The sequence below is a fragment of the Duganella hordei genome (assembly GCF_040369125.1).
Classification (GTDB): domain Bacteria; phylum Pseudomonadota; class Gammaproteobacteria; order Burkholderiales; family Burkholderiaceae_D; genus Rugamonas; species Rugamonas hordei.
In genome coordinates this window covers 131,677-157,557 of record NZ_BPWI01000010.1, presented here as the reverse complement: position 1 = coordinate 157,557, position 25,881 = coordinate 131,677, and the positions used below count along the sequence as shown (strand labels likewise).

Genomic DNA, 25,881 nt, shown 5'->3' with positions numbered 1-25,881 from the left:
TAGGGGTCCAGACTAGCATCTAAGCGCTACGCTGTCGAGCAAAGCAGCGCCAGGATCGGCTGCGTCAGCGGTGCGCGCGGTTCAGGCGTTGTTCCGCGCGCCGTTGCAGCGCTTCAAACAGCAGGCTGAGCACCCAGTAGATCAGCGCGGCGGCCACGTACAGCGGCAACGGCCGGAACGTGGTGGCGATCACTTCCTTGGTCGACAGCATCAGTTCCGTCATCGTGATGACCGACACCAGCGAGGTGTCCTTGATCAGGCTGATCAGCGTGTTGCTCATGGCCGGCACCGCGATGCGCAGCGCCTGCGGCAGCACGACGAAGTACAGCGTCGACCAGTAGCCCAGGCCCAGGCTGTAGCTGGCGGCCCACTGCCCCTTGCTGACCGCGCCGATGGCGCCGCGCAGGCTTTCCGACAAGAACGCGCCGGCATTCAGGCTCAGCGCCAGGATGCCCGCCGTCACCGGCGTGAATTCGACGCCGACGCTGGGCAGGCCGTAATAGATGACGAACATCTGCACCAGCAGCGGCGTGCCGCGCATCAGGCTGACATACACGCTGGCCGGCCAGCGCAGCAAGCGGTACGGCAGGATGCGCATCACCGCCACCGGGAAGCCGATCAGCAGCCCGCCCAGCATCGAGGCCAGCGCGAAGATCACCGTATAGCCGGCGCCGCGCAGCATGACCGGCGCCGCTTCGCGCAGCAACTCCATCAAATCCCGCACATCCATGCTTACGGCGCCTTGCTGACGTCGATGCCGAACCACTTCAGCGAGACCGCCTTCAGGCTGCCGTCGGCGGAAATGTCGGCCAGCGCCTTGTTCAGCGCCTCCTTGAATTGCGGATTGCCCTTCTGGAACGGAATGCCCATGCGCTCGACCGCGCCCACCTGCGCGCCGGCCCTGATCGGCAGCCTGGAGATCTTCAGTAAATATGCCGACATCAGGCTGTCGTTGAGCGCCGCGTCCAGGCGGCCGCTGGCCAGGTCGGACATGGTGTCCGGCGCCGCCGCGTAGCTGCGCACATCGATGCCCGGCACCGCCTTGGCTTGCTGTTCATACACGCTGCCCTGCCCCACGCCCAGCTTCTTGCCCTTCAGGTCGGCCAGCGTCTTGTAGGCGGCCTTCTCGTCCTTGCGCACGATCAGCTGCGGCATCGAGTAGATATACGGCACCGAGAAGTCGAACGCTTGCTCGCGCTTGGGATTGATGCCGACCTGCGAAATGATCACGTCGTATTTATTGGCCGACAGCCCGGCCAGGATGCTGGCCCACTCGCTGCTGACGAACTCCACTTTCAGGCCCAGCTTCGCACCCAGCAGGCGCGCCACGTCGACGTCGTAGCCGGCCAGTTCGCCGGTTTTCTGGTCCTTGTAATTGAACGGCGGATAAGTGCCCTCCATCGCCACCTTGAGCGTGCCGCGCGCCTTGACGGTGGCCAGCAGGTCGGCGGCGGAAGCAGGCAGCGCCGCAAGGGACAAGGCCAAGGTCAGCAGGGCACCCTGCGCCAGCTTGAAAGTGAAATCGCGTTTTTGCATGGAATTCCTTTATTGTCAGGCGCTACCAGGCGCCCATGCGTCGACGCAGGCCGAAATTATGGCCCGCGACCAGGATGGAACTGGCGATCAGGCCGCTCAGTCCTATCATCAACTGTATCAGTTTATCGTCCGGCAGTACCCACAGCCTGCCGGCCGGCGCCTCGTCCACGCGCGCGGCCGCCATGATCAGGGGCGCCACCCATTCCGCCTCCGGCGTAACATCCAATATCAGGGCGCCGTCCTGCGTGGTCTGCATGTAGATCTCGCCGCCTTCGGCCAAGGTGAAGCAGACCCCGTAGCCGGTCTCGTTCTTGCCGATGTGCTCCTGCAGGCTGAGGTTGTGCTCGGCTATCCACAGCTCCACGTCGGCCGGCGTTTCCAGCCCGCTCCACGGCACCGGCCGGAAACGGGGGGGATCGCGCAGTTGCTCACGCAGTTGCTCATTGTCGTCTTGCATACCATTCCTGTTCGCTTGCCAAGCCGCCAGTTTACTCGATGGGAGGAAAGTCATGAAATATAAGTACCCGTACGGCCCCGGACGCCGCGAATACGTCTCGGAATTCACCCGCTTCATGGACGGCTATCTGCACCAGCATCCCGAAGTCCAGCAAGACCAGACCCTGGGCTGGCGCATCTGGTGGGAACGGCCGGTCGATCCGAAAAGCATAGACCGCGAGGCCCAGGCCAACTTGAAGCCGACCGTCTATCACTCATATTTCTACGAGTAGGGTTCAGCCCTTCCAAGTGCGCTTGAGGCCGGTATCCGCATGGATCCAGCCGCCGCGCGGGCCGGCGCGGTAGTAGAAGCCGACCCCGCCCTGGCGGAAACTCTTGACCAGGCCGCCCAGCACCTCGGCGTTCAGGTTGGCCAGGCGGATGTCGGCCGCGCGCCCTTCGATATGCAGCGACTGGCGCGCCGCCGGCACGCCCGCTTCGCGCAGCTTCTGGTTGGAGGCCGCCGTGCGGTAGCCCGACAGGATCTCCAAAGGCGTGTCGATGCCGTAGCGCGCCACAAAAGCCTGCGTGCCCCACAACGTTTCAAACAGCTTGGGATCGATGCGCGCGGTTTCCTTGCCGTTGACGTCGCGCAGCAAGTGGCACAAGTCCTGGTAGGCCGATTCGATGATCTCGCCGTCCCGCCAGTACAGCAGCTTGGCGCGCTCGCCGCTGGCCGGGCGGATCACGTCGATGGTGCGCGGCTTGAGCCAGAACTCCAGGTCCAGCGCCTGGGCGTCGAAAATATCCGGCGGCGGTTCCATCTCGCCGCTGCCGCTGGGCGCCGACTGCGCCGACGCGCGGCCCATGCCGGCGGCCGGCCTGGCCTGCGCCACAGCGGGCGGCGGCGCCGCTACCGGTGCATGTCCGGCCGGCTTGGCGGCTGCGCTGGTCGCCGCATGCCGCACGCTGCTGCCGGACGCGCATCCTATCAGCGGCACCGCCAGGAAACTTGCCGCCGTCACACCCAAACCCTGCTGTAAAAACTCTCTGCGCGATGCCATAGACTACCCGTGAAAAACGATATGGATACTATAGCGTATGCAGAGGGAAAAAGAAAAACGGCAAAGCCCCGGTTTCGATCAGCGCAGGGCGAAAACCAGCAGTTTTTCCGGCACCACCTCGCCGCTGGCCAGCGTTCGCGGCGGCACCACCATGGTGACCCAGCCCGATGCCTCGTCCCCCTCGCGCACCAGCTCCACTTTCAGCTGCCGGTCCAGCGCGACGTAGGTATTGCTTCCGGTGGCGACGATCTTGTGCGGCTGGTCGTCGTCCACGTAGGCGTACATGCCGGTGCCGCGGCTGACGATCGACAGCGTCATGCCGTTGGAGAGCGTGTAGCCGCCCTTGATATCCTGGTAATTGTCGGGCCACATCTTGCGGTAGTTCACAGGCAGTTCGATCCGCCCTTCGCTGGCCTTGATCGGCACCACCGTTTCCTGTTCGGTTTGCTGCGCCTGCGTCGGCGGCGACCAGGCCAGCACGCCCAGCACGACGGCTAAGTTCACAATTTTCATGATGCACCTCCCTTGGACTGGAGCTTCCATTTAAGCAGCCCCGCCACGAAGTACAAATGCAATCTGTCTATCGGCTGGCCCGCCGCATCCAAAATAAAAATGATGCAAATTTTGATGCGATGCAAAATAACCGTATCGGATTTGAAAACGTTTGCAAGTTATACGTTTAAACCATGACCATCATTCCAACAATAAATTTTCAATATATGCTGCGACGCAGTATATTTAATACGTACCAGCAATATTTTTGAACTTAACTTACTGGAGTCCACCATGTTTGCCAAAATCCGCACCGCCGCCATTGCTTCCACCCTGTTGCTGTCGGCCTTTGCCGCCAACGCCGCCGAATCGACCGCCCGCCTGGAATCGGCCGACTGCTCCACCCCATCCTATCGCGCCGCATGGCAAGACGACGACCTGCAAGGCGTCGTCCGCCTGGCCGTGCTGGTCGGCGCCGATGGATCGGTACAAGAAGCCAAGGTCGTCGAGTCGAGCGGCTACCGCGCGCTGGACAAGGCATCGCTGCGCGCCGGCACCACCTGCAAGTTCGAGCCAGCGTCCAAAGATAGCGCTAACGCCGCCGTCTGGGCTGTCGTGCAATACAAATGGGTCCTGAACTGATGTGGAATTACGCGGCTGCCTGGCGCTCCGGTGCCAGCAGCTGCGCATGCGGTTCGTCCAGCAGATAGCCCTGCGCCAGCAGCGGCACGCCGGCCGATTCGCCCAATTGACGCAGCACCGTCAGCGCCTGCGGCGTTTCCAGCCGTTTGAACACCACCTTGACGCCAGCCTCCGCGCTGCGTTTCAACAAGTCCAGCACATCGCGCCCATCCTGCAGGTCGCGCACATCGAGCTTGAACACGTCCGGACGCAAGCGCTCCAGCAGATGCAGGGCTTCGCGCGCCCCTTGCACGTTGACGGCGAAACGGAAGCCGTTGCGGCGGTAGTTATCGGACACATAATTCAGCAGCCAGCCTTGCTGCGGCGAAGCCGCCGGCAGTTGCAGCACTACCCGTTCCAACGGCAGTTCCAGCGCGTCGAGGATGCGGCGGAACGCATGGCCGTGATTGCTGCTGACCGCGCTCAGCAGGCGGTCGTGCACGTTCAGGAACAAATCCTCGCTCCCCTCGCCCGCCTGGCGGAAGAAATTAATCGCATGCAGCATGCGGCACAGCCGGTCGAGCTCGATCGATTCGTCGTCGCTGGCAGCGTGGTCCAGCAGCTTCCACAGCGACAGGCCCTGGTCCTGCGCCGACACGCTGCGCGCCAGGCCTTCGTACGCCTGCACCGCACCGTTGTCCAGTTGCCGGATAGGCTGGAACGCGCTGCTCATGGTGCAATTGAAAAAACGTCCCTGCGCCTTGCCCTCGTGATCGAGCCAGATGCTGGAAGCGGCGCCGGTCGCGCCGCGCGCTTCGGATAAGCGCTCCAGGTATTTTTGCAGGATGGGGAAAGTCATGAAGCTCCTCGGTTGTTGCAAGCAATACCGACAGCGTAGGCCCGCGCGCGCAAAAGCTGAACGAATGCTTTCAGCTATGGATATGCCAAAACATTCGTTCCGTCCGCCTGGCGCGGCCGTTATCGTGGGACATCGACACTACCGCGACACTAAGCGCTTCCATACCATGTGCCAATTACTCGCCATGAGCAGCAGCAAACCCGCCGCCGTGGATTTCTCCTTCGCCGGCTTCGCGCTGCGCGGCAACGAGCACCGCGACGGCTGGGGCATCGCGCTGCACACCGCCGGCGGCTGCCGCCTGTACACCGATTCGCTGGCCTCGATCGATTCGCCGCTGGCCGAGCAGATCAGGAACAATCCGATCAAGGCCAGGAACGTCGTCGCCCATATCCGCAAGGCCACGCAGGGCCGCATCTCGCTGGAGAACAGCCACCCGTTCACGCGCGAGCTGTGGGGCCAGACCTGGTCCTTCGCCCACAACGGCGACCTGAAACTGTTCGATCCGAATCCCAGCCTGTACTCGCCATGGGGCGACACCGACAGCGAGCGCGCCTTCTGCCATCTGCTGTCCGGCCTGGCGCTGCGCTTTGACGCGCAGCCGCCGCGCCATGTCCTGTATGCCGCGCTGGAGACGCTAGCCGGTGAAATCGCCGCGCACGGCACCTTCAATTTCATCCTGTCGAACGGCGAGCTGCTGTTCGCCCATTGCAGCACCGACCTGCATTACGTGGTGAGGGAGTATCCGTTTTCAGTGGCGCAGCTGGTCGATTGCGACCTGAACATCGACTTCAGCAAGCACAATCATCTGGACGACCGCATCGCCGTCATCGCCACGCAGCCGCTGACCTCCAACGAAGCGTGGACCAGGCTCGCACCGGGCGAGCTGAAGCTGTTTGTCGGCGGCGAAGAAGTCGGCGCCGCACCGGCGCGGCGGGCTGACTGGCAACTGGAGGTTTGCTACTAGACAGTGCTCAGTCGTGCGGGTCGGAAGGTTCCGAGAAGGTGATGACTTTACCGTTCAACGTAAACTGGTAGCGTACTGCATCCCCATTCGGCATCTCCTTCGAGGTCAGGCGGGCTTTCTGGCCATTGATCTGGAAGGCTAGCGGCAATGTTTCTTTCTTGTCGAACGTGGCCGCAATCACCGGCACGGAGTACGGTGCCGGGACGTTCTTGTCCTCGGCCGTCTCCATCACCGTTTTCATCATACTGGTCCATCGCTTGCCATCCACGGGTTCGGCCTCGTAGACATACGGCAGACCTTTGATGTTTTTCATATATTGAACAAACCTCGTATCGCTGGCGTATTTTTGCAGCACGACTTTCATATCAACCGCAGTCGGCTTGCTCACCTTGATGCAGCAAACCACGATCAGCTCGGCGCTGTCGTTCTGCAGCCCGGTAAATACCGTCGCCTCCGTCAGAGGGCGGTTCGTGAACACATAATTGGGACGTGCCAACACCTTCATTTGCGCAGTGACAACGGGCTGATTCTCCCACAGGCCCACGACCGCGGTACTGTCGGCCTCGCTGCAGCCCAAGAGGCAGGAAAGACAAAGAAAGGGGAACGTTTTATTCAAAATATAGCGCTCGGACATAGCTCTGCTTACGGTCAATGACCGAAAAATTCACCAAGCAAAGCGTCGACGGCGTTGTGATAGCTGCCCTTGGTGCTCATCGCGCCTTCGTTGTCGAACTTTGGCACGTCCCAGTCGCGGTTGAATTTGAAGACCTTGATGTCGACGCGGGCCTTGGCCATATTGGTGTCCACGCCGCCGCTGGCGCGCGCCGCCTGCACCGCGTACAGCTGGCCGCCCTGCTGGTAGAACGCGATCGACTGGATGTTAGCGTCCGCCGTTTCATAGCTGCGCAGGTTGTAGCCCAGGCCTTTTTGCCCGGGCACGGTGGCCTGCAGCCACGGTTCGCCGGCCTTGCGCGGTAACACATACACGGTAAAGGTATCGAACGCACTCGCGTCAGGGCTGCCGACATGCGCCTTGATGATGCGCAGGGTCATGTCGCCCGTCTTCAAATCGGTGGCGCCCTCGGCCAGTTTGAGCTGGGCGCCAGCCGGCACCGGAATGAGTGCGGCGGCGGATGCAGTGCCGGTCATTGCAATGACGACCGCAAAACTCCTTAAGATGCTCCTCATTTTTTCTCGGACAGGTATTTTTTCACCGACTTAATATCTGCGGCACTACCGGCCTGCGTGATGGCGGCGGCCAGTTCGGTTTCAGCCTTGATCTCGAAGTGTCCCTTCGGAATCGAAAACAAGGCAAGCTTACGCCCAGCTGCCATGCTATCAAAAATGCCGATATAGTAAATCACGTCGTTTTTCTGCTGTCGGCCTGAGGCCAAAAAGGCTTTGCAACCAGCGTTGGCAGCAAATTGATTACTGTCATAAGTCTTTATGCCTTGGCCGGCATCCAGCGCAAAAGTACAGACAGGCGCGTTCTTTACCTTGAATACCGCAAATGCACTTGTCTCATCAGCGATCAAATCCCGCTCCAGCAACTCGGCGGCAGGCACGCCTGCTTTGAAGTACGCCGCTTTGGCGAGTTTGATTCCCTCCGCAGCCTTGCGTACCGGCGCGGCCTTCCTGTGCGATGCCTCGGCCGGAGCCGTTGCATCATTCAGCTTCTCGTCAGCCACGTACGCTCCGCTGCTGTTCTGGTAAGCAAAGAAAAACTTCTGATAGCTATCTTCACGCGTTTCCCGGTCTGTGTAGGTTAGCACCAGATATTTTTTTCCGCCGAGCTCAAACGCTGCCGCATCATTGACGCCGGTACATTGCGGATACTGATCACCTTCCTCTGCGCTAAGTATTTCGATAAATTTCGGCTCTTGGGCCTGTAAGAGGCCGCAGCTCGGTGCATTTGCCCCCTTGGCAAAATACGTGACGACGGCGACGTCATCCAGCGGCATGATCGCCTTGTTCCTGCTATCGTAGGCATCCCAGCTCCTCTGTTTCATGAACGCTGCCACATCGGGAGCGGCGTACGCCGCCTGCATCAGACCCAGCGCTGCACCGGCGATTATCACACTCAGTTTTTTCATTTGCTTCGTTCCGTTGCTAATTTAATCATGTCTTCTTTTTTCTTAAATCCAAATCGCGGCTTTTTAATCGGCGTGGTTTCATTCAATTCCAGGAACCTTTTGTAGCCGGCCTTAGCATGATCAGCATTCTTGGTCAGTCCCTCCTTCGAGGATTTATCATCCGACCACAATCCCCAAGCGAAGGCCACATCCCGCTTATCGTAAATCGCACTCTTGTCGAATGCCAGATAATCTGTGGAACGGTTTGCCTCAACCTTGCACGACGGGGCCAGCAACGCCTTATGCGCCCGCTTGAAAACCGCCAGTCTGTCATCGAAGCCATTGAACGCGCCGTTGATCGCCGATGAGATGTACAGCAGGTCGTTTTTGTCCGCATACGGATTCAGGTCACTCGCCGTGCCATTATTCCAGTACCAGCCAGCCGAATCGGTTGCGGGATCAACTTCTTCCAGTTTTGACTTGTTCTCATCCAGATAATTCTTGCCGACGTAGTCACCGTATTTTTGATAGTTCTTCTTGTAAGTCAACTGTATCAGTCCCCGCCCCTTGTAGCCATCGTAGACGTCGGCTTCCTTGACGCCTTTGGCCAATACCTCCGCCGTATAACGCAAGCTTCCCGACTCATGACCTATCTGCGCGAGAGCATGACTCTTGCGCAGGCAGGAATCAATGGCATACGCCTTGAACATGGTATTCAATGGCGAAAGGAATTTCTCCAGAGCGTCTTTTTTACGACTAGAGAAAACCGCCACCAACTGATCTATCGTCAGATCCTTGCCGCAGGCGCAATCTCCCGGCAACAGAATATGTTCGGGCTGGGCCGCGTCGTTCTTACTCTTGGAATGATCGACACCTTGATCGTTCTTTTTGCCTGAAGCCGGCGGTGGCGCTTTCTTCTCCGGCGGCTTAGCGCCAGGCGGAGGCGATTTTGGATGAAGATCCGTCCCGCTGGGCAGCTTGGCGCTGTTCAACCGTAGCAGCATAAGCGGTCTCTTGCTGTCCACCACAATATGCCCAGCCGCCTGCAACACGTTGTCACCTATGCGCTGCGCAAGCAATTCCAACTTGGCGCCTACACGCACAGGAAAACTGACCTCGTTATCGCGTTCAGTGACTTTGCCTGCGGCTAATATTTTTTTATCGTGCTGGATCTGATACTTCACCCCTACAGGAGGACGATCGACCATGTTAACCAGTCGCAGCGTAAAGTCCATCGTATCGCCCGGCACCTTGATGCGATCGCCGACCGCCAGTGTATCCGGGCTTTTGATTTGCGGATTCAGCGCCAGTATTTCCTTGACGGTTGTATGATGACTGCGGGCGATACGCCATAAACTGTCGTGCGGCTGCACCTCCACTTCATTCACCGAAGTCATAACCATCTCCTTTGGGCGTCGGCAAGGATGAGTCCTCCGGTGCGACTACCTGCCAGCTGGCGTCACCAACTATGACATGCAGATCTTCCGCCTGCTGCGTGAACCAGCGCGTCGACATGCCCTGCGGATCCAGCTGACCAGAGGCGATCTGCACCGAATTATTCTTCTGCCAAACTTGATAAGGTAATCCCGCCAGGCCGGGCCAGCGACCAAGCAGCGCGCTGGCATTAATCTGCTGGCTGTAGACCGGCACCGCGGTTTGATCAATTAACGTCTGACTCTTCGGCAGCGCAGGCAAGGCCATACTGCTTTGCATAGGCCCAGTCAACTCCTTCATGCTGGCCTTGAACGCCATCGTGCCTGGGCCGTGGATCATGATGTTGCCGCCTTCGAGCTTCAGATAAGCGCCCTGCGCGGTCAGCATCACGTGCTCCTTGGCCGCCACGCTGACGCTCTTGCTCACGCTGGCCACGGTGATGGCCTTGTCGGCGGTCAGCGTTGTAGGGCCCGCCTGGCTTTGCGCGCTGACCTTGCCGCTGGCCGCGTGCAGCCTGATGCCGGTTTCCTGGTTCGGCTTGGCCGCGCCCGTCGCCTTGCCGTAGCTGAACAGGCTGATGCCGTTGCGCACCGTGTGCAGACTGTTGCCCTGGCTGGCGAAATTGATGTCCTGCCCGCCGGTCAGGCTGGTGCTGGCGCCGGCCGCGACGACGGCGCTGGCCGGCGTGACCGCGGCGATGCCGGACGGCGTAGACAATTGCAGATGAGCGGCGCTGTACGCGCTGGCCTGGCCGGCTCCTCCGGTGGAGGCGCCCGAGCCGGCAACCTGCTGCGTGGCGCCGACGACCTCGGCGCTGAGCGCCATGTCCGCCAGCGCAGGCAGCTTGTCAGGCGCCGGTTCGGCCGCGCCGCTGCCGTCCTTCAGGCCGGCGTTCTGCTTTTGCGCCAGGTCCGCCAGAGTGGTTTGCAACTGGCTGGCCTGCCCGATCTGCGCCTCGGCTTCGCGCGAGTCCAGATGGCCGCCGGCGCCGCCATTGCGCGCATCGGCCGACAGCAGCATGCCGCGGCCGGCACGCAGCGCGGCCGCATGTTCAGTCTTCAGCTCGGCGCCAAAGCCGGCGGTAGCCAAGCGCTGGTTGTCGGTCTGGTGCCGCAGATGGCCGAGGTTCAGTTCGTCCGTGCCCGTATGCGGGCCGGCGTGCCGCTGCAGCGCCATGCGCGCTTCGCCGGGACTGTCGTCGAACACCATCTGGCTGTAGCCGCCGCTGCCGCTCTGGCTGGCCGCCATCACTTGCGACTTGATCCCCGACAGCACCGCCGCATGCGCATGCGCGCCGGCCTCGCCCGGGAACCAGGCCGGCGCGTTGCCGGTCGCCGCGCCGGCGCCTTGCGACAGCTGGTTGTGCTGGGCGTCGCCCTGCCCCTTGCCGTTGTAGACGCTGGCGACAACCACCGGCCGGTCGATATTGCCGTCGATGAAGTCGATCAGCACTTCGGTGCCCACGCGCGGCACCGCCACCGAGCCCCAGTTGGCGCCCGCCACCGGCGCCAGCGGCGTCGCGATGCGGACCCAGGTGCCGGCGCCGTCGTCGCCGGGCGCGCCGGTGTGGCTGCCGGATTCCGGATGATTCAGGCGGCTGTGGCTCTGCTCGCCACGCTGCCAGTGGAACTGCACCTTGATACGATGGTCGCGGTCGGTATGCACCACCGCTCCCGCCGGCCCGACGACGATGGCGGTCTGCTGGCCGCTGACGGTCGGCTTAGGATGCAGCAATACGCCGTGGCCGTCGACCTCGCTGCGGCGGTAAGGCACGCTGCTGCGGATCGCCTCGACGCGGTTGCGGTACAGCGGACGTTCGGCGATCGCGTCGCCCACCGCGTGCAGGCTGGCGCCCTGGTCCTCCGCGATGGCTTGTTCGAGCGCGCTCGTGCCCAGCGCGGAGACGACCTGCTGTTTGACGCCGGAGCTCAGGTTGTTGTGGGCCAGGTGCACCACCCGCAGCGCGGCGAAGGTGCGCGCGCCGTCGTCGCCGGCCTGGTCCAGCACCGCCTGTCCCTGCAAGGTGAAGGTGGTGCCGGGCGCCAGCGTGCGCACGGTGCCGGCGCCGACATGCACTTCGCGGCCCACCTCCATCGCCTGCAATTGCTGGTCGACGATGCGCTGTCCCTGTTCGCGCGACGCATAGGCGTAGGCGCCGGGCGCGTCGCGGCTGCCCAGGCCGGAATTGCCGCCGGTACTGGCCGCGCTGACCGCGCGGGTGCCGTTGCTGCGGTAGTCCCAGCTGGCGATCTCCAGCGCGTCGGGTATCCAGCGCAGTTCGGTGCGCCAGCGGTCCATGCTGTCCTCCTGCATGACCGCGCCCGGCTGCGTAAAGCGTATCGCCGGCTGCGCATTGGGCTGGAAGCTGCCGTTGTGATCGGCGATGACCATCGTATGGCTGCCCAGCGATGGGCTGCCTGCGTCGCCCTGATGTTCGAAGTAATAGAACAGGCCTTCTTCCAGCATCAGCCGCTCGGCAAACGCCTGGTTCGATTCCTGGTACTGGCAGGTCAGCGAGCGGCGCGGATAAACGGCCGGATCCAGCACATCGAAGCGCCACGCCGGCGCCAGCTTGCCCAGCCCCTGCCAGCCGCCGAACAGCGCGTCGAGTATCTCCAGCACGGTCTTGTCCTGGAACACGCGGCTGTCGCGGCCGATGGCGGTGAAGGCATACCAGGGGCCGATGGTCAGGCTGTAGCGCGCCAGCCCGCCGTCCGCCCCCAGGCATTCGGCGGCGGTGACGTGGCCGTGAAACGGGCGCCAGCTGTCCAGGCCAGCCGTCAGCAATTCCACAAGCACCGGCTGGCCGATCAGCGACTTCAGCGGGATCGCGGCATCGGCCGACACGGCGGTCAGCTGCAGCACATAGCACTCGCCGACGGCCTCCTCGGCGCGCAGGCACTCGGCCGCCAGCCGGTCCGGGCCAAGCGGCGTGCTGAGCCGAAGCAAACGGCTGTCTTGGGTAAAGCTGTCGAACAGGGCTGACATGAAGGTAACTCGCGTGGCGATGTCGAAACACTAAAATTAGTATTTTGCAACGCGAATTAGACCCGATAATTATTTTTAGAGCAAGAGTGATTCAATTGAATCGGGCTCGGCCGCCAGGACGGCGGCCTCGGGAAAACAGAGGGAGATCAGACTGAATTACAGTTGCAGAAGCGCTTGCGCTTGGTGCCGTCCGGCGCCTCGGCGCTGGCGTCGAGCTGCTTCCAGTAGAACACGGTTTCCACGCCATACGGCGAACGGACCTTGCCCGCGTCGACATAGCCGCGCCGGGCGAAGAAGTCCTGCCCCGTCGCCGTGCTGTGCAGCTGCAGCGCCTTCACGCCCCAGCTGCAGGCCTGCTCCTCCACACGCGCCAGCAGCGCCTTGCCGACGCCCTGGCCGCGCGCCTCCGGCAGCAGGTAGCACAGGGCCAGCTTGCCGGCCCCCGTCAGCAGCGCGACGCCGACAACCGCGCCTTCGCTGACCGCGACCAGCGAAAAATTGGTTGGCGAACCGAACCAGTTGGCCACCATCTGCGGTGTCTTGTTGCCCAGCCACGCGTCCAGGATGGCGGGATCGTTCTTATGATCCTGCACACAACATTCCGAGATCGACCGACGCAAAACAGTGCATGCCGCGTCCGCATCGGCCGCAACGGCGGTACGAATTTCCAGACTCCGAATTTCAAGACCCATGTACGCTCACAAATATTCCCGATAGCAAAAATGAAGCGCTTATCTACGCCTTCTTCAGTGCCTGAAACCGACTATACACCAAGCTGCGAAAGTCGTTGCGGGCGCGCCCGCTTGACCGTCACAGCCTGAGCTAAGCCTAGAGGCCGGCCCTGCTTTTGCCCACGAATGTTTTCAAAAATCGTTATGCGGTTTCCACTGAAACCCGGTGTGAACCATACCTTCTAAGCATATTACGAAAAATTCGTATCTTTTCCGGCCGAAATTTTACACCATGGGTGACTGTTATTACGAAAGCTCATTATGCCCAACAAAAATCCTGCCCGCCGCCTGATCGTGTCGTCCTTCCTGGCCGCCTCCGCCGTCATGCTGGGTCTGCCGTTGCAGGCCAACGCCGCGGAAACGGTGCTGCTGAACGCCTCCTACGACGTCGCGCGCGAACTGTTCAAGGATATCAACCCGGTCTTCGTGGCGGACTGGAAGAAGAACACCGGCGAGACCATCAACGTCAACCAGTCGCACGGCGGCTCGTCCAAGCAGGCCCGCTCGGTGGCCGACGGCATGGAGGCGGCGGTCGTCACGATGAACCAGGCCAACGACATCGACATGCTGGCCGACAAGGGCCTGGTCGCGCAGGATTGGACCAAGAAATTCCCGCACAACGCCGCGCCGTTCTACTCGACCATGGTGTTCCTGGTCCGCAAGGGCAACCCGCAGCAGGTCAAGGATTGGGCCGACCTGGCCAAGCCCGGCGTGAAAGTCATCATCCCGAATCCTAAAACGGCAGGCAACGGCCGCTACACCTATCTGGCGGCCTGGGGCTCGGTGCTGAAAAAAGGCGGCACCGAAGCGCAGGCGCGCGACCTGGTGAGCAAGATCTTCAAGAACGTGCCGGTGCTGGACGCCGGCGGCCGCGGCGCCACCACCACCTTCACCCAGCGTGAGATCGGCGACGTGCTGGTGACCTTCGAGAACGAGGTGAACCTGGTGCGTGCCGAGTTCGGCAACAACTTCGAGGTGGTCTACCCGTCGATTTCCATCCTGGCTGAATCGCCGGTGGCGGTGGTCGACAAGGTGGTCGACCGCAAGAACATCCGCAAGCAGGCCACCGGCTACCTGAACTTCCTGTACACCGAGCAGGCGCAGGACATCATCGCCAAGCATTACTTCCGTCCGCGCTCGGAAGCCGCGTTCAAGAAGTACAACGCCAACTTCCGCCAGATCAGCCTGTTCACCGTGGATGACGTCTTCGGCGGCTGGAAAGCGGCGCAGAAGAAGCACTTCGACGACGGCGGCGAATTCGACAAGATTTACCAAAACAAATAAGGATAGTCGTATCGATTCGTTTGCAAGCGGCCGGAATGCCCTTAATCTGGAAGCGCAGGATCAACCAGCGCAGTATCAACAGACAAGGAAGCACGATGGCCATCTCTGAAATTAATGTACGTAACCAGTTCCGGGGCAAAATCAAGGAAATCATCTTTGGACCGGTCGTCTCGGAAGTCGATGTGGAAACCCAGCACGGCATCGTCACCTCGGTGATCACCTCGCGCTCGATCCACGATCTGGACTTAAAGGTGGGCAGCGAAGTGATCGCCCTGGTGAAGTCCACAGAAGTTTCCATAGCGAAAATAAGCAGCTAAAACTGCCGCCGCAGTCGCCAAAAAGCCCTGAACGCTCCCGTTTCGGGGCTTTTTGCATTCCTGGGTACAAAAATAGTGGAATCCGTAGGTTACATACAATAGACGAGAAACCACTTTAATGTTATCTTCTATCCTTAGGAAATATTGCCGCATAGCTAGACTAGTTTTGCGCAGCGTCAATTCTTGACGCCCGATAACTCCTCTTTCCCAAGAATACCCAAAATGCTCAAGAAAATTGTCGCCGTATTGCTGAGTTCGTTTACCGTGGCGGCGCTCGCGGTACCACTCGGTTCGCAGTCGGTGCTGGTGGTCGAAGACGACACCGGCAAAGTGCTGCTCGAAAAAAATTCCAACGTCCAGGTGCCGATCGCCTCGCTGACCAAGCTGATGACCGCGATGGTGGTGCTGGACTCCAAGCCGGACATGGACGCGCCCATCAGCATCGACAAGACCGACGTCGACATGCTCAAGCACAGCACCTCGCGCGTGCCGGTCGGCGCAGAGATCGCCCGCCGCGACGTGCTGCAACTGGCGCTGATGTCGTCGGATAATCGCGCCGCCGCCTCGCTGGCCCGTACCTATCCGGGCGGCCCGGCCGCGTTCAAGCTGGCGGTCAACGCCAAGATCAAGGCGCTGGGCCTGACCCAGACCGTGATCGAGGAGCCGACCGGCCTGTCGCCGAACAACCGTTCGACCGCGACCGACCTGGTCAAGATGGCCACCGCCGCTTCCGCCTATCCGGACATCCGCCGCATCACCACCGACACCAAGGACATCATCAACATCAAGGGTCGCAAGGTGGAGTATCACAACACCAACCGCCTGGTTGGCGCCAAGGGTTGGGATGTCGGCCTGTCCAAGACCGGCTACACCGAGGAAGCCGGCCGTTGCCTGATCATGCGCTTCAAATCGGCCGGCAAGAACGCCACGCTGGTGCTGTTGAACGCCAAGGCCAACTCGGCCCGTCTGATGGACGCGTTCAATATCCGCCGCTTTGTCGCGGGTCCGGAGGGCGAACCGAAAGTCATGACGGTCTCGGCCACGCGCCACAAGAAGCACGCCAAAGCCGCCCGGCATACCCGCCGCGCGGCCTGAACGCACGGACCACGCTCAGAACCCGGTCAGGCCTCCGGTACACATCAGCGTCTCGCCGCTGATGTAGTCGGATTCGGGAATGCACAACAGGTACACGGCGCCGGCCGCCTCGTCCGGCGTACCGCCGCGTCCCAGCGGAATGCTGCGCTCCAGTACATCCAGCATGTCCGCGTTGATGCCGACCTTGATGTCGCGGCCGTCGATATTGGCGGTGGCGGCGTCGGCGGTGCTTGACGTCAGGCGCGTCTTGATGAAGCCGAAGGCCACGCAGTTGACCGTCACGTTCATCCGTCCCCATTCCTTGGCCAGCGTCTGCGTCATGCCGACGATGCCGGCCTTGGCCGCCGCATAGTTGGCCTGGCCCGGATTGCCGAACAGGCCGGCCACCGACGAGATATTCACCACCTTGCGCACCACGCGCCGGCCGGCCTCGGCCTCGGCCTTGCTGTAGGCGCGGATCACCGGCTGCGCCGCGCGTAGCAGGCGGAACGGCGCCGTCAGGTGCACGTCCAGCATCGCCTGCCACTGCTCGTCGCTCATCTTCTGGATCACGTTGTCCCAGGTGTAGCCGGCGTTGTTGATGATGATGTCGAGTCCGTTGAACTGGCTGACGGCGGTGCCGATGAAGCGCTCGGCAAAGTCGGCCGCCATCACGCTGCCGACGCAGGCGACCGCCTGGCCGCCCGCCGCGCGGATCGCCTCGACGGTCTCCTGCGCCGGCGCCTCGTCCAGATCGTTGACGACGATGCGCGCACCTTCGCCTGCCAGTTTGAGGGCGATCGCGCGGCCGATGCCGCGCCCCGATCCGGTGACCAGGGCTACCTTGCCGTCGAGTTTCAATGTCATGCTGTGTTCTCCTGTAGTGTAGTTATGTTTAATTCCCCAGCAGCCCGCGCAAGCCGCTGGCGCGCTGGGTGCGTTGTGCGATGGCGTCGAGCAGCACCTGGCCGTTCGGCGTGAGCAATGTGAAGTAGTCGCGCGCGCGCGTGATGCCGGTGTAAATCAGCTCCCGCGCCAGCATGCCGCCACTGTCTTTCGGCAGCACCAGCACAGTGTGCTGGAACTCCGAGCCCTGCGATTTGTGTACCGTCATGGCGAATGCGGTCTCGACGTTCCTGAGCCGCGTGGCCAGCACGCTGCGCACGTTTTCCCCTTCCGAGAAATAGACGCGCAACGCGCCGGGGCGTGCCGGATCCGGCAAGGTCAGGCCGATGTCGCCGTTGAAGACGCCGGTGCCGTAGTCGTTGCGGGTGACCATGACCGGCCGTCCGACATACCATTCGCCGCTGCGGCGCAGCAGGCCGGCCGATTGCAGCCTGTGCTCGATCACGTCGTTCAAGCCGGCCACGCCCCACTCGCCTTCGCGCACGGCGCACAGGATGCGGAAGGTTTCAAAACTCGTCAGCACCGACTTGACCCAGGCCAGATGGGCGACGTCGTCGCCTTCCGGGCCGCCGGCCTTGATCATTTTCAAATAAGCCTGGTAGCCGCCGGCGGCGCCGGCACGGCCCGCCAGCGCCAGTTGCAGCAGGTCGGACGGCAGCGCCGGATCGATCCAGGCCACCTTGCCGTCCTCGCTGTTGCGCAGCACGTCGACCGATGCGGCGGCGTCGCCGGCGTTGACGGCCAGCGCCAACTGGCCGATCGGTCCACCGAAGCGGCGGCTCTCGCGCAGCATCACGGTCTGCTGGGCGATCGCGCCGCCGTTGCCGGCGTAGCTGTCCGGTATCTGCTGGCCGGTGCACGACTGCACATAGGCCAGGGTTTCCGCGTCGTAGGCGCCGGCTTCGGCGTTGTGGCACAGATCGCCCAGCACGGCGCCCGCTTCCACCGACGCCAGCTGGTCCTTGTCGCCGAGCAGGATCAGCGTGGCCGACGTGGGCAAGGCCGCCAGCAGCGCGGACATCATCTCCAGGTGGATCATCGACGCCTCGTCGACAATCAGCACGTCGACGTCGAGCTGGTTGCCGGCGTGGTGCTGGAAGGCGCGTGTGTCCGGCCGCGCGCCGAGCAGGCTGTGCAAGGTGCGGGCGGCGCCCATGCGGCTGGCCAGTTCGCGCAGCGGCAGCGTCGAGCCGACTTTTTCAGCCAGGTCGTCCAGCGCGGAATCGATCGATTGCTTCAGGCGCGCGGCGGCCTTGCCGGTCGGCGCGGCCAGCGCCACGCGCAGGCCTGACTGGCGTTCGCCGGCCGTGGCGAACAGCAATGCCAGCAAGCGGGCGACGGTATAGGTCTTGCCGGTGCCGGGGCCGCCGGTGATGATGCCCAGCTTGCCGCGCATGGCGACCGCGCAGGCGATCTTCTGCCAGTCGGTGGCGCCGCCGCGCGGAGCGTGCGGGAACAGGATGTCCAGCCAGCGGCGCATGTCGGCCACGTCGGGCAATGTACTGGACGCGGCCGTGCGGCCGAGTACCGCGCCGGCGACCAGCGTTTCGTCGCGCCAGTAGCGGCGCAGGTACAACCGTTCACCGTCGAGCACCAGAGGCTGCTGAAAATCCAGGTCGCCCACCGGCCACACCTGATCGCAGCCGGCCAGCAGCGCGCGCCAGGCGGCGGCATTCTTGGGCCAGGCGCCGGCGGTGTCGCGCAAGGCGCGCCACTCGTCGCTGGTCCAGCCCAGCTGGGCGGAGGGATCGGCGGCCAGTTCGTCCAGCATCAGGCAGCTGTGGCCGCGCCCTTCGAGTTCCGACAGCAGCACGCAGGCCGCCATCAACTGCGGCGGAGAACTGGTGCCGACGCTGGCGATGAAGCGCGCAAACGCTCCGCTCAAGCGGCGCAGCTGGCCGTTCTCGGTATAGGTGTCGACTTGCGCAAGCAACGCTGCGGAGGTATCAATGCTCATGTGCCGCCTCGTGCTTCGCACCGGTATCGTCCAGCAAACGGTCCAGTCCATCCAATAATTCGGGATCGGGTTCGATCAGGTAGCAGCCTCGCGTCTGCGTGTTCGCAATGCCGCGCAAGAACAGGAAGATCGCCCCGCCCAAGTGCTCGGTGGGATCGTAGCTGTCGCCCAGACGGCTTTGCAGCAGCCGGTGCAGCGCCAGCATGTAGATCGCGCCCTGAATGTCGTAGCGGTGCTCGGCCATGGCCGCCACCAGTGCCGGCTGGTGATAGGCCGCGTCGCCGGCACCCAGCGCGTTGGATTTGTAGTCCAGCACCCAGAACCGGCCCTCGTGCTCGAACACCAGGTCGGCAAAGCCTTTCAGCATGCCGTGCAGCTGGCGCTCGGGCAGCGCGGGCCGAGCCACGCCGCCCAGCAGATGCGTCGCGCACAGTCCGTCCAGCGCGCCGGTGCTCAGGCGCTCGCTGGGGAACCAGAATTCCATCTCCGGCAGTGGCGATTCGATGGCGCTCAGCGGCGCATCCAGGTACGGCAAGGTGGTGCCGGCGATCTCGCGCAGCCAGGTCAGCGTGTCGTCGAGGCGATTGCCCCAGCCGGCGCGCTCGACCCGCCGCGTCAGGCGCGATTCGAACGTTTCGTGGTTGACGATGGCGAAGCCCTCCTGCCCCATCCACTCCAATTGCTCGTGCAGGAAGTTACCCGGCACCGAACCGCGCGGGAAGCGATGCCACGGTGCGTCTTCCACGCGGCCCGCCAGCGTCATGGCCGGCAGGTCGGCGCCCTCCAGCAGGTTTTCCTGCAGGCCGTCGCGCGGCACCGGCGCCTGCGGCGCATCCACGGCGGTGCCGATGGTGCCGGTCGGTCCGGTGCGGCGCGCCAGCGAGCTGAAACTGCCCACCGACCAATCGCGCTCGAAGCGTCCGGTGTACTGCTGCGGGTCCAGCAACGGCGGGCGTTCCTCGATGCGGCTCAGGCGCGTGAACTGCGACATCGCCATGTCCAGCGTTTCGATGCTGATGCCGTCGCAGCCTTTGCAGGCATGGCCCCAGCGCTCCATCATCAGGTCTGACGGCAGCGCCTCGCCGCCGGTCAGCAGGTAGCCCAGCGCCGATTCGTGCAGCGTGTTGTCACCCGCCTTGCGCGCGGCCAGCGCGGTCACGCCCAGCCAGAGGAAATGGCGGGCGCGGGTCAGCGCCACGTACAGCAGCCGCAAATCCTCCTGCAGGCGCGCGCGTTCGACCAGCTCCATCGCCGTATCGGTCAACGCCATGTCGATCTGCCGCACCCCGTCTTCGTCGCTGAATTCGAAGAAGCTGCGGTTGCGGCGCTCGACCTTGCGCGCAGTAACCGCAAACGGCAGGTACACCAGCGGATATTCCAGGCCCTTCGACTTGTGTACGGTGACGACCTTGACCAGCTCCGCGTCGCTTTCCAGGCGCAGCACGCGCTCGTCGCCGCCGCCCTCGCCACCTTCGATCTGCTCGGCCAGCCAGCGTATCAGCGCCTGTTCGCCATCGAGCTGGCGGCTGGCCGACTGCAGCAGCTCGGCCAGGTGCAGCAGGTTGGTCAGGCGGCGCTCGCCGCCCGGTTGCTGCAGCAAGGCGGCCGGCAATTTCAGCTCGTGGATGAAGCGGCGCAGCATCGCCAGCACGCCCTGCCGCTGCCAGACGATATGCAGCGCCTTCAACTGCTCGACGCGCGCTTCCCACGCCAGTTCATCCGACGACAGCAACGCCAGCTCCGCCAGCGGCAGGCCGGTGGTGCGGGTCGCGAAGGCGGCACGCGCCAGAGCGCCGTCCAGCGGGCTGGCGACGGCGGACAGCCAGCGCAGCACATCGGCAGCTTCCTCGCTGTCGGTCACCGAATCCTTGTCCGACAGATAGACGCTGGGAACGCCGCGCCGCTGCAGCGCGCGACGGATGGCCGACGCCTCCTTGCGGTCGCGTACCAGCACGGCGATATCGGCCGGCTGCAGGCGCACAAATCCTTTGGGGCCATCGAAACCGGCGCGTTCGTCGTTGAGCTGCGCGACGATCTGCTCGGCGCAGTGCCACGCGAAGAATTCGCGATAGCCGTCCGCCTTCAAATCCTGCGTCGCGCTGCAAGCAATGACCAGCGCCGGCACGTCGCCGTCGGCGTTGACCATTCGTTCATCGCGGCCCTTGGCGCCGACCGCTTCGAACGGCAGCGGATTGTCGCGCGTGCCGGGATCGCGGAAGCGGAACGCGCCGCGTCCAAAGCCGCCTTCCGCCGGCTGGCCTTCGGCATGCATGAACAGATGATTGACCGCCTCCACCACCGGCTTGGTGGAACGGTAGTTGGTGCCCAGCTGGTAATGGCGGCCGGCCGTGGCGCGGCGGGCGGACAGGTAGCTGTGGATGTCGGCGCCACGGAAGCCGTAGATCGATTGCTTCGGATCGCCGATCAGGAACAGGCCTGTTTCGGCGTCGTCGTCGGCCACGCGGTACAGCAGGTTGAAGATCTGGTACTGGTTCGGCGCCGTATCCTGGAATTCGTCGACCATCGCCACGGGATACTGGTCGGTGATGCGCTTGCGCAGGGCGGCGGCGTTCTCGCCTTGCAGCGCGGCGTTCAGGCGGTCCAGCATGTCGGCGAAACCGAACTGGCGGCCGCGTTTCTTCAGCTCGTCCATCCGCCTGGCGACGGCGGCGGCGGCGTGGCGGTACAGCGCGTGCGACAGCGGTTCGATGTCGTCCAGCGCTCTTTTCAGCGGCTCGATCGCGTCGAAGTCGTCGGGAATGACGGCGGTGTAGCCTTTCAAAAAGGCGTCTTCAAGGCCGTACGGCGTCAGGCGTTTCCAGGCGGTGTCCGAAATGTCGGGCATGACCATGGCGGCATCCCCGGCCCACGCGCGCAAGCCGTTGAACCAGCTGGCCAGCGACTCGGCGCGCATCTTGTTCCCATTGAAGCATTTGGGCGAGAGCACGCGTTCCGTGGCGATCCATTGTTCCATGCGGTTGGCGCGCTCCACCCAGCCGGCCTTCAGGCCAGCCAACTGCGCCTGCTGCTCGCGCTGCACGGCCGCGATCAGCCCGGCCAGGGTGTCGGTGCTGGCCTCGCCGATGATGTCGGCGCGTTTGACCAACTCGCGTATCGATTTCTTCAACGCGCCGACGTCGCCCCAGCATGACAGCAGCGCATCCAGCGCGACGGCGTCGAGCGGATAGACCTGCTGGCGCCAGTAGTCGTGCGCGGCGTCTTCGAACAGGGCCTGCTCGTCGCTGACCAGTTCTTCGTCGAACAGGCTGCCGCTGTCGAAGGCGTGCTCGCGCAACATGCGCTGGCACCATGCGTCGATGGTGAAGATGGCCGCTTCGTCCATCGTTTCCGCCGCCAGCATCAGGCGGTGCGCGGCCTGCTGCTGCTCGGCGTGGCTTGGGTAAGATTCGAGGATGGCGTCCAGATAGCTGTCATGCCCGCCGCCGAGGCCCATCGCCGCGTAGCCGCGGAAGTAGGCCGCAGCTTCCACCAGCCGCTCGCGGACGCGGTTCGACAGCTCGCGCGTGGCGGCGCGGGTGAAGGTCATCACCAGGATATCGGCCGGCAGCAAGGGCCGGCGGAAGCCGTTCTCTCCGCCGTGACCCAGCACCAGCCGCACGTACAGCGCGGCGATGGTCCAGGTCTTGCCGGTGCCGGCGCTGGCCTCGATCAGGCGCGAGCCGTGCAGCGGGAAGGTCAGCGGATCGAGCTGGTTGGCGGTGATACTGATGCTGCTCATGCTGCGTCCTCGCCGGCTATCGCGGCTATCGTAATCTGTTGTTCCAGCCAGTCGGCCAGCGGGCCATACAGCGCTTGCGAGACATCGGCGAAATCCGGTTCGGCGCTGAGCGCGGCGAAATCCGGCCACAGGCGCGCCAGGCACAGGTCATCGTTTTCGCCGGAGATCTCGAAGCCGCCGTCATACACCGCGCGCGGATCGCCGCCCTGCGCCAGCGACAGCGCGGTCTTGCAGGCGGTCGGCAACGGCCGGTTCATGCCGTCGCGCCACAGGCACACCAGCTCGCGCAGGGCTTCCTGCGCCTCTGCCTGCGGCAGCGGCTTCATGGTGACGATGGCGTCGCGCGCCACCAGGTAGCCGCTGACCGGCAGGCCGGCCGCCGCCACGGCCAGCTGGCGCAGCCACATCGCGATCAGCTTGTCGCCGCGCGGCTTGCCCTGCTTGTCGGTGACCTTGGACGACATCTGCGTCAGCCACACCGTCTCGCTGCCGTTGCTGCGCAACTGGTCGATCCAGTCGTCCAGCGGCACGCCGGCCAGCATCAGGTTCAGCGCCACCTTGGGCGCCGGCAGCGGATAGTGCTGGCGCAGGATCAGCCACGCGCTGCGCACCGGCGCCAGCGCTTCCACCAGTTGATGCCGGTATTGCTGGCCGATCAGGCCTATCGGCAGCACGCCCTTGCGCACCAGTTCTTCCGCGCGTTCGGTCAGCTTGTCGTAGACCTGCCCGATGTCCTCATCCTCCGCGTCGCCGCCCAGCATCTCGTCTTCCAGCTGATAGCGTTCCAGCCCGGTGAGGGAAAACGGCTCTTCGTCCTCGCCCACCATCGCCGCGTCGCCGAACATCACGCCCAGGCGCTGGCGGAAGAAGAAGCGCGCCGGCTGGCGCATGAAATTGGTCAGCGTCGACAGCTTGAGGCGGTACTTGTCATCGATTTCGTAGGGCGGCAGCTCGGCGTTCGCGCCGTCGGCAATCTCGTCGCCATGGGCCTCGCGCCATTCGCGCGCATAGGTCAGCAGGCCGCCGGCCTCGAAATAACGCCGGCTGAACGGCTGCAAAGCGTGTTCCGTGGTGCGTGCGTGCGGGTCCAGCTGCCATCCGTTGACCAGGTAATCGCGCAGTTGCGACACCAGCACCGACGGCGGCTGTTCGCTGTTGTCGCGGACATTGCGGCCGACCCAGCTGATATACAGCTTGTCGCGCGCGGCCAGCAGCGCCTCCAGCATCAGGTAGCGGTCGTCGTCGCGGCGCGAGCGGTCGCCGGGGCGGGCCATGCCCGGCTGCGACAGCAGGTCGAAGTCGGCCTTCGGCGCACGGCGCGGGAAGTCGCCGTCGTTCATGCCCAGCAGGCAGACCACGCGGAACGGCACCGCGCGCATCGGCATCAGCGTGCAGAAGGTGACGCCGCCGGAAACGAACTGGTGGTTCAGCGTCGGTTCGTCCAGCAGGCCAAGCCACGCCTCGCGCAGCACGGCCAGCGGCACCGCTTCGTCGTAGGCCGCGCCTTCGCAGGTTTCCAGCCAGTTGTTGAGCGCATCGTCCAGCTGCGCCAGCGTCAGGCGGTCGCCCTCCTCGCCGGCCTTGAAGAAAGCCGCCAGCAGCGCGCGGGCCTGCACGCCCCACTCGGCCGGCGAGCGCGATTGCGCCAGCACCTCGCGCCAGTGCAGCAGCGCTTCGACCAGTTGCGCCAGCGATCCCGCCAGCGCGGCATCCAGCCCGCCCACTTCGGAAAACGGTTCGATGCCGGCGAAGGCCTCGCCGTCGCCGCTGGCGTAGCCGAGCAACATGCGGCGCACGCCGAACAGCCACGAATTCTGCACGCCGGCCGCGCCCAGGCCCAAACCGGCGCGGTGCTCGGGATCGAGCCCCCAGCGCACGCCGGCGCCTTCGATCCACAAACCCAGCGTCGGCAGATCGTCCTGGCTCAGGCCGAAACGCGCGGCCAGCGCCGGCACGTCCAGCAGGTCGCGCACTTCGCTCTGGCGGCAGCGCTGCTGCGGCAACCGCAGCAGCCATTCCAGCGCCACCAGCAGCGGATTGACGCTGCGGTCGTTGACGTCGCCGATCTCAAACGGAATGTAGCGCGGATCGCTGCGGCGATACTGCGCGAACACCGCGTGGATCGCGGCCGAGAAGGTGTCGATATCCGGCACCATCACCACCACGTCGCGCGGACGCAGCTTGCCGTCGTCGGCGAACATCTTCAACAGCCGGTCATGCAGCACTTCGACTTCACGCTGCACGCTGTGGGTGATGTGGAATTCGATCGAACGGTCGTCGTCCGGCGGAGGGACCTGCGGGTGTTCGGACAGCGGCAGCAGGTCGCGTATGGCCGCCTGCACCTGCGACAGCAGCGTATCGCCCTCGCCTTCGCTGAACAGGTCGATGCGCAGGGGCGCGACGTCATCGCTTTCGGCGGCTGCTACGGCCGAGGCTTCGTCGAACTCGTCCAGCATGCGGATGAAGTCGCGGCCCTGCCGCCCCCAGCTGGCCAGCAGCGGATGGCTGTGCGCATGCAGTTCCTCCAGCGGAATCGCGCCCAGGTCCTGGCCGTTGCGCAGCTGCTGGCGGCGATGCGCGGAACGCAGCAGGTCGCGGCCTTCGATGATGTCGCCCCAGTAGAACTGGCAAGGGTTCGGCACCGCCAGCACCACCTGCGTGTAGCGCGCCAGCGAGGCCAGCGCCTGCAAGCTCTGGTACGGCAACGCCGACACGCCAAAGATGACGATGCGGCGCGGCAGCCGGCCGAGCGGCGCTTCGCCGGCCGCGCTGGCGCGCACGAATTCGGTGTGGACGGTGGCCCGGCCCAGATCCCGCTCGTGCGGCTCGACGTCGGCGATGACGGAGCGCCACAACTGGCCTTGCCAGCGCTGGTCTTCCGGCAGCGGCACGGCTTCGCCGCGTGCGTTGCGCATCTGATCGCGACCATGCGCCCAATCGTCGAGCCAGTCGGCGCGGTAGACCTGGTATTGGTCGAACAAGTCGGCCAGGCGCTCGGCCAGCTGCAGCCGGCGCTCCGCCTCGCCGTCGGCCAGGAAATGGCGCAGCGGCGTGAACACGGGATCGGCCAGCAAGGTGGGCAACAGGCGCATCAGGCGCCACGTCAGCGGGCCTTTGTCGAAGGCGGAACGGACCGGCACGCGGTCGCGTCCCAGCATGCCGCGATAGGTTTCCCACAGAAAGCGTGCAGGCAGCGCCACACGGGTGGCCGCGCAGACCCGCATTTCCTCGGCCAGCGCGATCTTCAGCCATTCGGCCACGCCGTTCGACTGCACCAGGAAGATGTCCGATTCCAGCGCCCCGAGCGGATGGTTGCGCAGCCACTGGAACACGGCGGCGCGCAACTGCTCCATTTGATTACCGTGCAAAATCAGCAGGCCGGGGGTGATGCTCGAATGCATAGGGCTC

General features: G+C 63.9%; 22 protein-coding genes. 6 read left to right on the top strand and 16 right to left on the bottom strand.

Features of this window, described 5'->3' with window-relative positions; all coding sequences use genetic code 11:
• Nucleotides 1-64: 64 nt before the first annotated feature.
• Genes ABWW33_RS22140 through ABWW33_RS22130 form a run of 3 tightly spaced genes read right to left on the bottom strand, consistent with a single transcriptional unit; the run spans nt 65 to nt 1,993 of the window.
• Nucleotides 65-730, bottom strand: a complete 666-nt coding sequence (locus ABWW33_RS22140; RefSeq protein ID WP_176651338.1) for an amino acid ABC transporter permease — start codon at nt 728-730, stop codon at nt 65-67.
• Nucleotides 731-732: 2 nt separating this feature from the next.
• Nucleotides 733-1,536 carry a transporter substrate-binding domain-containing protein gene (locus tag ABWW33_RS22135; RefSeq protein WP_353403789.1) on the bottom strand — a complete coding sequence of 268 codons (804 nt, stop codon included), beginning with the start codon at nt 1,534-1,536 and terminating at the stop codon, nt 733-735.
• A gap of 22 nt (nt 1,537-1,558) precedes the next feature.
• Complete coding sequence (locus ABWW33_RS22130) at nt 1,559-1,993, bottom strand: hypothetical protein (protein WP_353403788.1); 435 nt, start codon at nt 1,991-1,993, stop codon at nt 1,559-1,561.
• Between the two features lie 52 nt (nt 1,994-2,045).
• Between ABWW33_RS22130 and ABWW33_RS22125 the strand changes: the two genes are divergently transcribed.
• Complete coding sequence (locus tag ABWW33_RS22125) at nt 2,046-2,264, top strand: DUF3460 family protein (RefSeq protein ID WP_176651341.1); 219 nt, start codon at nt 2,046-2,048, stop codon at nt 2,262-2,264.
• 3 nt (nt 2,265-2,267) lie between these two features.
• Here ABWW33_RS22125 and ABWW33_RS22120 read toward each other — a convergent pair whose 3' ends face one another.
• Together ABWW33_RS22120 and ABWW33_RS22115 are read right to left on the bottom strand one after the other, a co-directional pair.
• Nucleotides 2,268-2,996 (bottom strand): YcbK family protein, encoded by a 729-nt coding sequence (locus ABWW33_RS22120; RefSeq protein WP_353403787.1) that lies wholly within the window; start codon nt 2,994-2,996, stop codon nt 2,268-2,270.
• A 117-nt stretch (nt 2,997-3,113) separates the two neighbouring features.
• Nucleotides 3,114-3,548: a hypothetical protein gene (locus ABWW33_RS22115; RefSeq protein ID WP_353403786.1), complete on the bottom strand. Its 435-nt coding sequence runs from the start codon at nt 3,546-3,548 to the stop codon at nt 3,114-3,116.
• 273 nt (nt 3,549-3,821) lie between these two features.
• On the opposite strand from ABWW33_RS22115, the gene ABWW33_RS22110 reads away from it, so the two are divergent.
• Nucleotides 3,822-4,169, top strand: coding sequence for an energy transducer TonB (locus ABWW33_RS22110; protein WP_176651343.1), 348 nt, complete (start codon nt 3,822-3,824; stop codon nt 4,167-4,169).
• Nucleotides 4,170-4,176: 7 nt separating this feature from the next.
• On the opposite strand, the gene ABWW33_RS22105 is transcribed toward ABWW33_RS22110, so the two are convergent.
• Nucleotides 4,177-5,007, bottom strand: a complete 831-nt coding sequence (locus ABWW33_RS22105) for an EAL domain-containing protein (RefSeq protein ID WP_353403785.1) — start codon at nt 5,005-5,007, stop codon at nt 4,177-4,179.
• Nucleotides 5,008-5,173: 166 nt separating this feature from the next.
• Here ABWW33_RS22105 and ABWW33_RS22100 point away from each other — a divergent pair, with 166 nt between their 5' ends.
• Nucleotides 5,174-5,971, top strand: coding sequence for a class II glutamine amidotransferase (locus ABWW33_RS22100; RefSeq protein ID WP_353403784.1), 798 nt, complete (start codon nt 5,174-5,176; stop codon nt 5,969-5,971).
• A 7-nt stretch (nt 5,972-5,978) separates the two neighbouring features.
• Here the strand turns inward: ABWW33_RS22100 and ABWW33_RS22095 are convergent, their stop codons facing one another.
• The 6 genes from ABWW33_RS22095 to ABWW33_RS22070 form a co-directional block, all read right to left on the bottom strand.
• Complete coding sequence (locus ABWW33_RS22095; protein ID WP_353403783.1) at nt 5,979-6,605, bottom strand: hypothetical protein; 627 nt, start codon at nt 6,603-6,605, stop codon at nt 5,979-5,981.
• Between the two features lie 14 nt (nt 6,606-6,619).
• Complete coding sequence (locus ABWW33_RS22090; RefSeq protein WP_353403782.1) at nt 6,620-7,120, bottom strand: hypothetical protein; 501 nt, start codon at nt 7,118-7,120, stop codon at nt 6,620-6,622.
• A gap of 35 nt (nt 7,121-7,155) precedes the next feature.
• Nucleotides 7,156-8,064, bottom strand: a complete 909-nt coding sequence (locus ABWW33_RS22085) for a hypothetical protein (RefSeq protein ID WP_353403781.1) — start codon at nt 8,062-8,064, stop codon at nt 7,156-7,158.
• On the bottom strand, nt 8,061-9,440 hold the full coding sequence (locus ABWW33_RS22080) for a LysM peptidoglycan-binding domain-containing protein (RefSeq protein ID WP_353403780.1): 1,380 nt from the start codon (nt 9,438-9,440) through the stop codon (nt 8,061-8,063). Before ABWW33_RS22080 ends, ABWW33_RS22085 begins: the two co-directional genes overlap by 4 nt.
• The gene (locus ABWW33_RS22075) at nt 9,424-12,465 is read right to left on the bottom strand and encodes a type VI secretion system Vgr family protein (protein WP_353403779.1); all 3,042 of its coding nucleotides are present in this window, start codon (nt 12,463-12,465) and stop codon (nt 9,424-9,426) included. Before ABWW33_RS22075 ends, ABWW33_RS22080 begins: the two co-directional genes overlap by 17 nt.
• Nucleotides 12,466-12,611: 146 nt before the next feature.
• Nucleotides 12,612-13,157, bottom strand: a complete 546-nt coding sequence (locus ABWW33_RS22070; protein WP_176651350.1) for a GNAT family N-acetyltransferase — start codon at nt 13,155-13,157, stop codon at nt 12,612-12,614.
• Between the two features lie 300 nt (nt 13,158-13,457).
• Here ABWW33_RS22070 and ABWW33_RS22065 point away from each other — a divergent pair, with 300 nt between their 5' ends.
• The 3 genes from ABWW33_RS22065 to ABWW33_RS22055 all read left to right on the top strand — a co-directional run bounded on the left by ABWW33_RS22065 (nt 13,458) and on the right by ABWW33_RS22055 (nt 15,892).
• Complete coding sequence (locus tag ABWW33_RS22065; RefSeq protein ID WP_353403778.1) at nt 13,458-14,480, top strand: sulfate ABC transporter substrate-binding protein; 1,023 nt, start codon at nt 13,458-13,460, stop codon at nt 14,478-14,480.
• 95 nt (nt 14,481-14,575) lie between these two features.
• Nucleotides 14,576-14,797, top strand: a complete 222-nt coding sequence (locus ABWW33_RS22060) for a TOBE domain-containing protein (RefSeq protein ID WP_019919846.1) — start codon at nt 14,576-14,578, stop codon at nt 14,795-14,797.
• A gap of 222 nt (nt 14,798-15,019) precedes the next feature.
• Nucleotides 15,020-15,892, top strand: a complete 873-nt coding sequence (locus tag ABWW33_RS22055) for a serine hydrolase (protein WP_176651352.1) — start codon at nt 15,020-15,022, stop codon at nt 15,890-15,892.
• 15 nt (nt 15,893-15,907) lie between these two features.
• On the opposite strand, the gene ABWW33_RS22050 is transcribed toward ABWW33_RS22055, so the two are convergent.
• Genes ABWW33_RS22050 through recC form a run of 4 tightly spaced genes read right to left on the bottom strand, consistent with a single transcriptional unit; the run spans nt 15,908 to nt 25,874 of the window.
• The gene (locus ABWW33_RS22050; RefSeq protein WP_353403777.1) at nt 15,908-16,738 is read right to left on the bottom strand and encodes an SDR family NAD(P)-dependent oxidoreductase; all 831 of its coding nucleotides are present in this window, start codon (nt 16,736-16,738) and stop codon (nt 15,908-15,910) included.
• A 28-nt stretch (nt 16,739-16,766) separates the two neighbouring features.
• Nucleotides 16,767-18,734 (bottom strand): exodeoxyribonuclease V subunit alpha, encoded by a 1,968-nt coding sequence (recD, locus tag ABWW33_RS22045; RefSeq protein ID WP_353403776.1) that lies wholly within the window; start codon nt 18,732-18,734, stop codon nt 16,767-16,769.
• The gene (gene recB / locus ABWW33_RS22040) at nt 18,724-22,473 is read right to left on the bottom strand and encodes an exodeoxyribonuclease V subunit beta (protein WP_353403775.1); all 3,750 of its coding nucleotides are present in this window, start codon (nt 22,471-22,473) and stop codon (nt 18,724-18,726) included. Before recB ends, recD begins: the two co-directional genes overlap by 11 nt.
• A complete protein-coding gene (recC, locus tag ABWW33_RS22035) occupies nt 22,470-25,874 on the bottom strand; it encodes an exodeoxyribonuclease V subunit gamma (protein ID WP_353403774.1) in 3,405 nt (1,134 codons plus the stop codon). Before recC ends, recB begins: the two co-directional genes overlap by 4 nt.
• Nucleotides 25,875-25,881: the final 7 nt, after the last annotated feature.